Here is a 12575-nt window from a genome sequence, read left to right as displayed (position 1 = left end):
AAGAAGGTCATTTTAAAGCGTCGATCGTGCCCATTCGTACACCGGATGGCGAGGCGTTGGAGGATGAATGCATACGTTCTGGCACCACACTGGAAGGTCTTGCGGCCATGGATCCGGTGTTTGCAAAGATTGGTGCCTCCGGCGTTGACGCCTATCAGCTCAAAGCCAGTCCCGAACTAGACGCGATCGAGCACATTCACACTGCGGGCAATTCGCCGGCTATGGCCGACGCGGCCTGCCTGTTGTTACTGGGGGATAGCGATAGCGCCGCGTCCTTGAATGTTGCCCCCCGGGCCCGCATCGCCGATAGCGTTACCGTTGCCGCAGATCCCCTTGAGGTGCTCACTGGCTGTGTTGAGGCTGTGCGCGCCCTTCTCAACAAAACCGGACTGTCCGCTGATGACATAGATCTGTTCGAGATTCACGAAGCCTTTGCCGCAACCAGCGTGGTTGCAGAGCGCGAGTTCGGTCTTGATGGCGAGCGTCACAACGTCAACGGCGGCGTCATAGCTCTCGGTCATCCTATGGGAGCCACGGGCGCGATCATGACCCTCACACTACTGGACGAGCTTGAGCGTCGTGGTCTTCGCCGCGGCATTGTATCGGCCGCCGGCGCAGCCGGATCGGGCAGTGCACTGTTGATCGATCGCGACGCAGGCCTCTTCGAGTGAGCTCTTCCGCCGCAGGCAGTTCAATGAACAAGCCCGGGTTCTACGGGTGGAAGCTTGTGGTCACCGTGTTCATCGTTTATCTGCTGAATACGGCGTTTCCCTACTATGGGGGCTCAGTGCTGAATGCCGTGATGGCAGAAGATTTGGGTTTCAGCCGCAGTGCCTTAGGCTACGGCTTCTCGGCATTTATCCTTTGCATGGGACTCACCTCACCGATGGTGGGTGTGCTCGTCAACAAGCTGGGTGTGCGAAAAACCTTATTCGCCGGCGGCCTGGTGCTCACTGTGGGCGCACTGTCCATGGCTGCATTCACCGCCAGTGAACTCCAGTACTGGCTGTTTTTTGGCGGTATCAGCGGACTTGGCTTCAGTTTGGGCGGTGTCATTCCCGTGCAGTCGGTGGTGACTTATTGGTTCAAGCGCCGCAAGCCGCTCGCCATGTCCATAGTGCTCTGTGCCTCCGGCGTCGGATCGATACTCTCCATTCCCATACTCAATAATATCGTCGCCGGCTTTGACGGTGATTGGCGTATGGGCTGGTACTTTGTGGCTTTCACTTCAGCTTTGTCTGCGTTTATCGCCCTGATCTGGGTAAGAAACAAACCTTCGGATCTGGGTCAGGAACCGGACGGCGGTGCACTGTCTGTGAGCGAGGACTCCGATGACGATGCTCTGCCCGGTGCAGCGCCGGTTTATCAATCGGCGGTTTCCTGGAACACCGCCGATGCGTTTAGAACGCGAGCGTCCTGGCTCATCGTGGCAGCTGCCTGCGCCTATACCATGGTGTTCAACGTTTGCATCGCCCACGGCGTGGTGCATCTGCGTGATCAGGGTATCGAGGATGCCATGACCGCAAACTCCGTGGGCCTGCTGATTATGTCGAGCATCATTGGTCGTCTTGGTTGCGGTACCGTGGGCGGCCGAATTGAACCTCGACTGATCTGGAGTGGTGGGCTGCTGGCACTGGCTGCAGGATTGTTTGTGCTTTACATCACCACGGCTAACTGGCAGGTGTATGTTTATGCGATGTGCGCCGGTATCGGCTTTGGTGCTTCCTACGTCAGCATGGCCAACATCATGGGCAACTATTTTGGCCCCGACTCTTTCGCACCGCTGCTTGGAATTCTGACGACGGTAACCTGTGTAGTGGGTGCATTGTCACCGGCACTTGCGGGGATTTCCTACGATCAACTTGGCGGTTATGAACCGGCATTCAATACTTTTATCGGCCTTGCTCTTGTTGCCAGCGTCGGCATTGCTCTCGCGCATCCGCCAGGTCGAGACTGAATCATCACTGTGCGCAAGAGATCGTGAGCAGTAGCGCGAGCTGATAATAGGCGCGCAGGCATGCTGCTGCAGCCCGCGGTACTGGCGCAGAGGTACTTCGTTACCGGGAGAGCACTCCATGACTGACAATCACGATAGCAATACCTTCGACGCCGTGATTATCGGCGCGGGCATGGGCGGCATGTGCGCCGCAGCGCGGCTCACCGCCATGGGTATGCGCGTATTGGTAGTGGAAAAGAGTCGTCACCTGGGTGGCCGATGTGGGCATCGTCTGCGTGACGACAATATCGTAACAACCGGTGCCCTAATGGTTCCCATGGGGCCTCGCAGCGCGATCCGCGAAGCATTCGATGCGGTGGGTGCTGAGATGAACATGGTCGATATTACTGGCCGTCTTCGTTACCGCCTTACTCACGGTGATTACGACCTGCCACCGGGTGGTGGCGGACTGTACGGCATGATCGAGTTTGCGATGCAGGACTCCGCGGAGGCCCAAACGCTCTTTCAGCACATTCAGGCAGCGCTTACCGGCTGGACACCAGTGGATAGCATCAGCATCCGCGAATGGTTTGATCAATACACGGACAACGAAGAAGTTAAGAACCTGTTTCAGGGCTACTGCGCTGCGCTTATGGGTATCAATCTCCATGAGGTGCCCGCGGGTGAGTTTTTCAGATTCCTGAAATACAGCAGCAAAGGTAGTCGCTTTGGTATGGCCGCCAAGGGCAATGGCGCACTGATGCAGGATCTTGCTGATGCGCTGCAGCGCCGCGGCGCGGAGTTCCGCTGTGGTCGCGGTTGCAAGGGCATTGTCGTCGAAGACGGGCGAGTAGCGGGTGTGGCGATTAGCGATGGTGATGGCGGCGAGGAGCGCATAGAGGCTCGGTGGGTTGTTTCGAACACCGGACCTGATCGCACGGTTGAGTTGGCCGGGGGCGAAGCTGTTTTCGAGCGTAGTTACATCGAGCAACTGAAAGCGGGACCATCAGCAGCGCCGATTCTCCACGTGAGCTTCACGCTGGATAGGCCGCTTCTAGAAAACTTTGATGGTTGTATGGTTTTCGGTAACAACCGCAATTTCATCTATCTGGAAATTCCAACGCTGATTGCGCCGGGTATATCGCCGCCGGGTCAATATCTGCACACGGCCTACGGCGCACCCGAAGACGCGGCCGATTACGACCTTGACGAAGCCCTGGCAAATACACTCCGGGAGCTGGAAGCTAACTTTCCGGGTATTAGCGCCGACGCGAATTTTCTGGTGCGGGCAAAGCATCGCGGTGCATCGCCGGGCATGCATCGTTGGGCTGGCTATGGCATGCCACAAAACACCCCCATACGGGGCCTCTATAACGTGGGTGACGGATGCGCTCCACCGGGTACCATAGGCACCGAAAGCGCCGCAGCTTCAGCGCGGGAAGCGGCTGCGATGATTGCCGCAGAGTACCCATGAGCACTATGAGCGGTGTTCTGTCGGCGGGATTCTCTGTGCGGCTTTGCGCGATAGCGCTCCTAGCGGCAGGGCTTCCCCCCAACCATTTTTGAAAATTTCAATACTCAGGCGGGACGTGCACAATGCTTTGTAAAAATGATCTTCTCGGTGCCTGGCACCTTGATTCCTGGACCATTAGCTACTCCGATAGCGAGAGGATCAGCCATCCCTTTGGTGAGCAGCCAACAGGCATGATTGTGTACACAGATGACGATTGGATGAGCGCCTCGATCAATCGCAGTGACCGTGATTTGCTACCGACGGGTTCGGCCTTCCGGCGTACCGATCCGGGCTTACTGGCAGATGCCTACCGCTCGTATTTTCACTATGCGGGGCACTACGCAATACAGGACGATGTGGTCACCCACACCGTCACTCAGAGTCTCAACCCAAATTTTGTAGGCTCAAAACAGCTTAGAAACGCACGACTGAGCGGGCAAACTCTGGAATTGTCCGGCACGGAAGAGGTAGACGGTGTGACTCGCACCCACAGGCTCTCGTGGAGGCGTATGCCCTAAGACGCCGCATTGAACGATGTTAGTGCGTCTCTATGACCTCGCCCCGTGAAGTTCGCTCATGGCGGATGATCCAACTCCCCGATGCGTTTTGCGTGAGCACGTGGCTAAAACCACCCTTTATGGTCTCCTTCGGAAACACATGGGTGAAGTTACCGTAGGCTACTGCGGTGTCCTTACTCAGTATCTGCACGTCTACCCGGTCCACGGTGAAGCGGCCCATGCGTAGCGGGTCCGGATAGCTCTTACGGAACAGGGTATCGAGAGCTGTCCAGCCCTCTACTACCGTGTTGCCGAATGTGAGACGCAGGGAGTCATCCTGCTGATACAGCGCCAGATAGCCGCTCATGTCACCGCTGTTCCAGGTCTCCTGCAGGCTCATGATGACGCTTGCCACGGCGAGTTCGTCATCCGAGGATTTGCCCTGCGCGGCCGCGAGCTGGGCAACACAACCCAGACAGAGTGTGAGCAGGGTTGCCAGTACCAGTTGTGGGGCGCCGATAACAGTAAGATTGCTTTGGGCTTTCATCGTGAGTGCTCTTTTGGTTATTGATTTGATCGCAGTATCACCCGAAAACACGACTTGCAGCTACTCCCCTGACAAGCACTCGTTTCTGCCAACGCTCATTATTTCTGCATTGCCTCAGACGTTTTCAGTGCGGGCTAAGCACATCACGAGCCGGGCAAGAGGCTTGAGCCGCGTCCTGTGCTGGTCAGTATTTAGCCGAATTTGCTAGGGAAAGCGGTTAGAATTTGCTTCTGTTTTTTTGTGGGCGTCCTTGCATGTACAACTCTTTTCGACCGCCAGCCGCTTTGAGGCTATTGCTCGCAAGCCTGGTGATCACTGCTGTCGCCTGTTCGCCGACCACCGACCGTCAACCGACAGCGGAAGCAGTCGCAGTTCCAGGAGTGAGCGAGTCCGAACCCGAGGTCGACGTGGCTTCCTGGTATCCCCGCAGGGTATCCAGCGATCGCGGAAGCGCAGTGTTGTACGCACCACAAATCGACAGCTGGGAGGCTTTCGAGACACTGTCTGCCTGGATGGCATTTGAGGTCAGTCGCGCCGACAGCGACGAGGTTTTTGCCGTGTCTATGGCATTTCGCGCGTCCACGGATACCGACCTTGCAAACCGGGAAGTTCTCCTCAACGAGTTCACGGTGGAAGAGCTGCACATTGATGGCCTGGAAGACGACGCCCCGGAGCTTACACTCATCCGTGACGCCGTTACGGCGACCTCACGGCGAGTACCCATGGATCTTGTGCTCGAACATCTGCCACAGGATCTGCGCATAGCGCCGACACCGGGCTTAGGGAAAGTCCCGCCGAAGATTATCGTGACCACAGAGCCTGCGCTGCTTTTAAGTACAAATGGCGAGCCCCTCTTCGTGCCGGTAGACGACTCCGATCTGCAGTTCCTGCTAAACACCACTTGGGATTTACTCCGCTCGGGTGAGGAGGGTCCGCTCTATCTCTGCTACCAAGGAGATTGGCTTTCTTCGGATTCGCTGGATGGAGAGTGGTCCTGGGCTGATTCATTACCTGTGACAATGCTTGCGCTGCCAGCCACCGATGATTGGTCACAGGCCCGCGCCTGCGTTCCCGGCTCTACTGCGCTCTTGCCACCGTCTGTAGCCGAGCCGGTTGTTCACTATGCCCAACGCCCTGCGGAGCTTTTGGTTCTTGATGGTGAGCCCCACTGGATGAGCGTTGCGGAAACCGATCTGCAGTACGCGGCAAACACCACGCAGATCCTGCTCACCCATCAAGGCCGGTTTTATACCTTGTTCAGCGGACGCTGGTTTGTCGCCGACGTACTCGATGGGCCCTGGTCCACTGCCGCCGCATTGCCTACTGAGTTTCAGTCGATTCCCGTCGAGGATCATGCGCTGAGTTACCTGCGGGCAAGCATTCCAGGTACCCGGGAAGCCTGGGAGTCAGCGCTCGAGGCCTCGGTCCCACGTACCGCAACGGTCGCGCGGGGCGTAGAGGAAGAGCTAGCCATAGATGTGAGTTATTCCGGTGACCCGGTCTTTGTGCCCATTGAGTGAACCAACATAGAATATGCCGCCAACACGAGTTTTCAGGTGTTGCGTTATGACGATGTCTATTACCTGTGCCATAACGCGACCTGGCTTAGTTCGTCCGGGGCCCAGGGTCCCTGGGAGTTCGCCGACGACATCCCGGAGGAGTTTGCGCAAATACCTCCGGAATCACCGCTGTTTAACACCACATTTGTGCAAGTACGCAGCAGCGACGAGGAGCGCGTTGAGTACGCCTACACCGCAGGCTACGAAAACGCCCATGTGTCTGAAGAGGGCACCGTTGTTCAGGGCACCGGACACGACACCGCAGTTGCCGTATCCATGACTTTGGCCTACGGCTACTACGGCGGATACGGGTACCCCTATTACGGTTATCCCTATTACTGGTGGCCGCCCACCTATGGCTATGGATCCTGGTACGACCCGGGCTCGGGCCGTTATGGCGAAGCCGTTGTCGCCTATGGTCCCTACGGCGCGGCAGGTGGCGCGGCGGTATATAACCCGGAAACGGGAGTTTACGGACGGGGACAGGCGATTTGGGATAACGACGAGTTTTCGGGTCGCGGCTTTGTTACCAATCCCAACACGGATACGACGATCGCGCGAAACCGTTACATCGACTTTGACGATAACAGCGGTTGGAGCGAGCGTGTAGCTACTCGGGGTGACGCTTGGCGCTATACCGAAAGCGAGTGGGAAGACGGCCGCATGGTCACAGATTTTGAGTCATCCCGCGGTACTGAGGGTCAGGTAGTACGCGAGCGTCAGGGCGACACGATTGTCAGCGAAGGCGAGGTAAGCCGAGGTGATCAGTCCGCAGATTTTGGCAGCACGCGCGAGCGTCAAGGCGATGCCATAGTTTCTGAAAGCGTGATTGCCGGAGAAAACCGCTCGGCGACGTTTAACAGCGTTATTGAGGACGGACGCTACAGCGGCACCGTTGAGGGTTCTCAAGGAGGTTCGGGGACTATTGATCGTACTTTGGACGAAGGTCAGATCACGGGCGGCAGTACCTACACTCGTGACGGCAAAACCCTCGAGACGGACGTGACGCGCACCGCCGAGGGTGTTCAGCGCGAGTTTGAGACCAGTGGTGGCGGCCAGGGCGTGAGTCGCCGTTCGGGTGAGGACAATGGTTTTGCCTACCAATCCGGATCGGGTGATATGTACGCCGGACGCAATGGCAGTGTCTACAAAAAAACCGACGACGGTTGGTCCTCGGTGCAAAATCCCCGTTCTAATACCGCTGCAACGACAGGCTCAGTAGGCGGCAGAAGTGGTGCTTATCCCTCCAACTCCCTCAACAGGGACTATCAGAGCGGTCAACGGGGTTTGAGCGCTACTCCCAGCATCGACAGCTGGGCGGGGCAAGGGGCATGCGACGCCGCTGAGGTGCAGGAGATGAGAGAGCAGATGCAATCAACAACATGACGCCCGCTGATCGGCAGGCGGCGGAGCTGCGCAGCGGCATATTCTTTGGGCTGGCTGCCTACGGCTTGTGGGGTGTATTCCCGATTTACTTCAAGTTGATCGAAGCCGTGACTCCCGCCGAGGTACTGCTGCATCGCATCGTCTGGGCAGTACCCTTTGGTGCGCTGATTATTACCCTCCGCAAACAGTGGGCTGAGGTTATCGGTGCGTTTAAAGATCCGCGGGTTATAGGCTGGCTCGCGCTCTCGGCGCTATGTATCTCGGGTAACTGGTTCGTTTACATTTGGGGCGTGGTTAACGAACGCATATTCGAAGCCAGCCTGGGTTATTACATTAATCCATTAATGTACGTGGCGGTCGGCGTGTTGTTTTTGGGGGAGCGACTGCGACGGGCGCAGTTAATCGCTGTGGTTCTCGCGGCTATCGGAGTGGTCGTACTATCGGTGCAGGGGAGTGGGCTACCGTGGGTGTCGCTGGCCCTCGCCGCTTTGTTTACCGCCTATGGCATCATCCGCAAGCGCGTCGCGGTTGCCGCGATGCCCGGCCTTTTCGCTGAGACTGCGCTACTGTTTCCTCTGGCATCGGTAAGTCTCTTATGGCTCATGCTCAACCACAGGGCCGAGTTTGGGGTCGCGGATGTTACGACTACTGCGCTATTGCTGCTCTCAGGACCGCTAACCGTTTTTCCGCTACTCTTTTTTACCGTCGCCGCGCGTCGGCTCACGCTAACAGCGGTCGGCTTTATGCAGTTCCTTGCGCCGACGATGCAGTTCGGCGTTGCAGTATATTTTGGGGAGGTTCTTACCATTCCGAAACTTATCTGCTTTGCCTTTATTTGGGCGGCCGTTATTGTTTTTACTGTCGATGCGCTCTGGACGGCGCGGAAACAGCCGCCCGTTCGGGTAGCTGTTAGGTGAAATCCGGGTCCACTGAGTGCGCTTACTCTGCTTGTCGCCGCGCGATTACGCTCTCAACTTCGGCGGCCAGAGAGACCAGAGTTTCCTGCTCTGAGGATGAGAGTGTGCGCGGCTTAGGGTCTATAAGGCAGAGAGTGCCCACGCGGTGTCCCGCAGGGACTCGAATGGGCTGACCCGCATAGAATCGAATGAAGGGATCGCCAGTGACCAGGGGGTTGTCGCGGAAACGCGGGTCCTTGTGTGTATCGGGAATCAGAAGCAGCTTATCGCTGAGTATGGCATGCCCGCAAAACGAGATGTTCCTCTCGGTCTCAGTCGCCTCCAGACCCTGGCGCGACATAAACCACTGACGATGCTCGTCTACCAGGCTAACCAGAACTGTCTGCACGCCAAAGTGCTGCTGTGCACGTTGGGTGATTTCATCGACGCGCGTGTCCGGAGGTGTATCCAGGAGATGCGCTTGATGTAGCGCAAACAGACGTTCGAACTCATTCGCAGGGGTATCAGGCATATCCATCGGTTCAGCACCCTTACCGGCTTGGCTGATTACAAATCTAACACTATCGGACGTAAATTACGTAGGGGCGGGGCCCATTGATCGAAGCGCCTCACTTGCCAGTGAGATCGCGAATGATAATCGACCAATGATCCAGTGCATCGTAAAACGCCTTGATTGGCACACGTTCATTGAGGCCGTGAGCAAACTTCTCGTCGGGGTTCATGAAGATACCGCCGACGCCAAAGGTAGGCACGCCGGCCTTGCGAAAATGCATGCCGTCGGTCCCGCCGGACGACATATACGCAATGAGATCAAGGCCGGGATAGCGACTGTGAACGGCTTTACCGACCGCGGAAAGAACGTCTGCACGAATCTCCGAAATAGGGCTCTCCGTGGGATCGCCGAGAAGTACAAACTCAGCTTCGGCATTGCCTACCACAGCGCGCAACTCGGCTTCGATATCGGCTACGGCAACCCCGGGAAAAATACGGCAGTTCACCGTGGCCGTCGCAGATTGGGGTAGGGCGTTCTCTGCGTGTCCTGCTTCCAGCATTGTGACCACGCAGGTTGTGCGCGTTGTTCCCACATAGGAGGGTTCGGTGCGCAGCCGCGCAGCCGCCTCTTCATCTTCCGGGTCGTAGGCAAAGCGCACCATGGCGTCGCCTAGTTCTCCGCCGAGCTTCTGCCCTACCTGCTGGAAGTAAGAGAGGGTCATTTCGCTCCACATCACAGGAAAACGATGGGCTTCGATGGCCTTGATACCACTGGCAAGTTCATAAATGGCATTGTCATCCCGGGGGCGGCTGCTGTGGCCGCCGGGGTTGCGTACGGTGATTTCCCAGGTTGCAAAGGTTTTCTCCGCTGCCTGCAGGCTGTAGTCAATCGCTCTGCCGTCTGCGGTGAGGCTGCCGCCGCCGGAGTCTGAGTTGAGCGCGAACTCCGCTTCCACAAGTTCCGGCATATCGTAGGCCATCATGCGGGTGGTGATCATCCCGCTCTCCTCATCGCCTGAGAACGCCAGGATAAGATCCCGATCGGGTACAAAGCCCTCTTTTTTTAGCCTGATCATCGTGCCCGTAAGCTGGGCAACGCCAAACTTGTTGTCGATGGTGCCGCGGGCATAAAAGTTGACGTCGTCCTGCGTCAGCTCGAAGGGAGGGCGTACCCAGTCCTTGGCATAGGCCTCGACCACATCCATGTGTCCAAGGAGCAGTATGGGCTTCTTGCCTGAGCTGCCGTCGCCACGATAGGTGGCGATAAGTATTCCAAAGTTATCCTTGGGAATAACGCGGACGTCATCCTCTGCAAAGCCCGCTGCGAGAAGTTCGTCCGCGAGATATTGGGCAACACCCAGCGTGTTCCCCTTGGTTTTCGAGGTGTCCACTTCGACGATGCTGCGGTAAATCTCCAGAGTCTTCTGAGCGTGTTCGCTTTGGATCCCGTCGACTTGTGCGCTCCCCGCGATACTCGCGGTGAGTAGCGAAGCCCCAAGGAGCCCGGTGAGAATATTCTTTGGCACGGTTATCTCCATCGTTCGTTGGATTATTTTTTAGCTGTTTGCATAGCGTTGTGTTCAAGCATAGCTTGTTTTTGCTTTAAACCAGCACGTCTATGGGTGAGTAGTCAGTCTGGGGCTCTCCCTCATCCCGCGTCTCTGGCCTGTTAGAGGATTCGGCTGCAGCGCAAAGGTGGGCGAGTTTGGCATGGCGGGAGCAGCGATATTCAAAAGGGAGTTACTGGACCCAGGTAGCGCGGCGATCAGGCCTGTTCAGCGCCGTAATGGGAGAGGGGCCTCGGCGCAGCGCTCGTCGGCTCGTACTATTGATGTTCACGTTCGATGGACATGTCCCCTCGTTAAGCCAGGCGAGGGCGCCCGCGGTTAGCGCATCTTCCGGCGTTCCAAATGCTCCGCCAAAGGTGTCTTCTACGGCACAGAGCGTAAAACGCCCGGTATCCACCAGGCCCGTGTAAAAGCCGCCGAAACCTTCGCCGTTCACGCTTTCGAAGGACACGAGGCGCAGTCGAGTGTCACAGCCTGGCTGATCAAATGCGTATTGCCCCACGGCTTTGCCGGAGGTATCGCTGCCGATGAGCACCACCTCAGCAAAGGGCTCGAGACTGTTGATGAGCAACTCGCTCGCAGACGCTGTGGATTCACTTGTGAGGAACGCTATCCGAACTGGACTCGCGCTATTGGAGCGGCGCGCGAATTCAAAAGATTCGTTTTCGGCAGCGCGTTTGTTGTTGTGGCTGAGGCTGTAGGCAATTTGGCCGTCGGCTATTTCGCCGCCGAGAAGGTCCATAAACCGGCTCGCAACGCCCACCAGGCCACCCCCGTTGTAACGCAGATCGATCACAAAGTCCGTGACGCCCTGTCCGGCGACTTCGGTGAAGGCATTATCCAGCGCAGACTCTGCTGATAGGGTAAAGCTGCGCAGGTGTAGGTAGGCCACGGGACTTGTGCCGGTGCGCTCGAGGGTTCGGGGGGCGGTCGCTAAGGGCGGAATATCGAGCTCTCGTTTCGCCACGGTAACTTCGACCGTGCTTCCGTCAAGCGCCAGGCGAAAGCCGCGCTCAAGGCCATCTACAGAGCCACCAAATATCGTGTCTAGCGTGGCTCCCTGACTTTCGTACTCACGCATGGAGACGTAGCCTTGTCCTGCGTCGACAGCGAGAATTTCTGCACCGCGTCTAAAGCCCGCCTCAAAGGCGGGTGCGCCTTCGAAGGCATCGCTGATGAGATATCTCCCACCATCATCGATGGCGAAGCGAAAGCCGAATCCTACAAATGCGCCGCTGGTGAAGTTTGCTTCGTCTTCCGCCACGGTAGTGAGGTAGGAAAACCCCGGGTCCCTAAAATCCTCAGCCAGGGGGGCCGTAAGGGCAGCGAGATACGCGCTTGCGCTGGCAAAGTCGTCTGGGTTGACCGTTGCCAATTCGTCATACCAGAGGTACCAGTCCTGCGCTGCCGAGAGCACGAAATCCTTCTGTGTGGCGACGCTGCAGCTTTGCGTCGGGGGTGCTTGGGCAATGGGCGCGGTCTCAGTCGTACCGCCACCGCCACCGCCACCGCCACCACAGGCAGTGGTGAGGGCCGCTCCCAAACACAGCAAAAAGCGTATTGGCGTTGTAATCGGCGTAGTAATAGCAGTTATCTCGGTATCGTTTGCGCGTGAGCGCTCAAGTCAGTAACGCGAATAATGAGCAAGGATTATAGTGCACTTCGGCTTTTTCCACGGGTCATGGTGCGTGGTGTACATCGCTCGCTGACTCGGGTCTTTTGAGCCCCTTCGACCGGATTGCACGAAGGCTCTAGTAAGGGGTTTTCAACGTTGTTCCGATATTGTCACGACGCATGTGCGCTGTTGAGGGGGGTACGGGTATCAGCAGTGGATAAGCAGTCGCTATATGTACGATAATGAAGGTCGAATTCTGGGCGATAAAGCTGTGCGAGGGGTGTTAGATTAGCCGCAAGCCAAAGGCGAGCCCAGAGGTAATAACAATAAAAGGTAGGGCGTTAATACAATGAAATGCCTGTTTGCGTCGCGACGAGATGTGTCGCGGCTTGGTTCTGCAAGCGTTTTTCGTTCCATCTCTTTGAGCTGCTTGGTGCTAGGCGCGCTAGCGGGCTGTTCTGAGTCCGTTGTCGAGCCCGAAAGTCCCGGAACTAAAGCGCTCACCAGTCTTATGACTGCGGAGCAGTATCAGAACTCTCTCGGAT

10 protein-coding genes and 1 pseudogene are annotated in these 12575 nt (G+C 57.2%); 7 read left to right on the top strand and 4 right to left on the bottom strand.

The features are described 5' to 3' along the window. From ACTG39_RS13700 to ACTG39_RS13685, 4 genes and pseudogenes are all read left to right on the top strand, one after another. A pseudogene (locus tag ACTG39_RS13700) lies at nt 1–671 on the top strand (acetyl-CoA C-acyltransferase); the annotation flags it as partial. A 23-nt stretch (nt 672–694) separates the two neighbouring features. Beyond that, nucleotides 695–1957, top strand: a complete 1263-nt coding sequence (locus tag ACTG39_RS13695) for an MFS transporter (RefSeq protein WP_439108126.1) — start codon at nt 695–697, stop codon at nt 1955–1957. 118 nt (nt 1958–2075) lie between these two features. Further along, nucleotides 2076–3410: a phytoene desaturase family protein gene (locus ACTG39_RS13690; RefSeq protein ID WP_439108125.1), complete on the top strand. Its 1335-nt coding sequence runs from the start codon at nt 2076–2078 to the stop codon at nt 3408–3410. 122 nt (nt 3411–3532) lie between these two features. Then, the gene (locus ACTG39_RS13685; protein WP_439108124.1) at nt 3533–3967 is read left to right on the top strand and encodes a lipocalin-like domain-containing protein; all 435 of its coding nucleotides are present in this window, start codon (nt 3533–3535) and stop codon (nt 3965–3967) included. A 19-nt stretch (nt 3968–3986) separates the two neighbouring features. On the opposite strand, the gene ACTG39_RS13680 is transcribed toward ACTG39_RS13685, so the two are convergent. Continuing rightward, nucleotides 3987–4493 (bottom strand): YybH family protein, encoded by a 507-nt coding sequence (locus ACTG39_RS13680; RefSeq protein WP_439108123.1) that lies wholly within the window; start codon nt 4491–4493, stop codon nt 3987–3989. A gap of 380 nt (nt 4494–4873) precedes the next feature. Here ACTG39_RS13680 and ACTG39_RS13675 point away from each other — a divergent pair, with 380 nt between their 5' ends. Genes ACTG39_RS13675 through rarD form a run of 3 tightly spaced genes read left to right on the top strand, consistent with a single transcriptional unit; the run spans nt 4874 to nt 8355 of the window. Continuing rightward, nucleotides 4874–6013 carry a hypothetical protein gene (locus tag ACTG39_RS13675; RefSeq protein WP_439108122.1) on the top strand — a complete coding sequence of 380 codons (1140 nt, stop codon included), beginning with the start codon at nt 4874–4876 and terminating at the stop codon, nt 6011–6013. Between the two features lie 36 nt (nt 6014–6049). Then, nucleotides 6050–7438: a hypothetical protein gene (locus ACTG39_RS13670; RefSeq protein WP_439108121.1), complete on the top strand. Its 1389-nt coding sequence runs from the start codon at nt 6050–6052 to the stop codon at nt 7436–7438. Continuing rightward, nucleotides 7435–8355: an EamA family transporter RarD gene (gene rarD / locus ACTG39_RS13665; protein ID WP_439108120.1), complete on the top strand. Its 921-nt coding sequence runs from the start codon at nt 7435–7437 to the stop codon at nt 8353–8355. The genes ACTG39_RS13670 and rarD overlap by 4 nt, the downstream gene beginning before the upstream one ends. A 22-nt stretch (nt 8356–8377) precedes the next feature. Here the strand turns inward: rarD and ACTG39_RS13660 are convergent, their stop codons facing one another. The 3 genes from ACTG39_RS13660 to ACTG39_RS13650 form a co-directional block, all read right to left on the bottom strand. Beyond that, complete coding sequence (locus ACTG39_RS13660) at nt 8378–8866, bottom strand: GAF domain-containing protein (protein WP_439108119.1); 489 nt, start codon at nt 8864–8866, stop codon at nt 8378–8380. Nucleotides 8867–8963: 97 nt separating this feature from the next. After that, nucleotides 8964–10373, bottom strand: coding sequence for a M20/M25/M40 family metallo-hydrolase (locus ACTG39_RS13655; RefSeq protein ID WP_439108118.1), 1410 nt, complete (start codon nt 10371–10373; stop codon nt 8964–8966). 214 nt (nt 10374–10587) lie between these two features. Further along, on the bottom strand, nt 10588–11958 hold the full coding sequence (locus ACTG39_RS13650; protein ID WP_439108117.1) for a S41 family peptidase: 1371 nt from the start codon (nt 11956–11958) through the stop codon (nt 10588–10590). Nucleotides 11959–12575 lie beyond the last annotated feature (617 nt).

The sequence above is a fragment of the Congregibacter sp. genome, from assembly GCF_965662665.1.
Lineage (GTDB): Bacteria > Pseudomonadota > Gammaproteobacteria > Pseudomonadales > Halieaceae > Congregibacter.
This window is presented reverse-complemented; position numbering and strand designations above follow the sequence as displayed.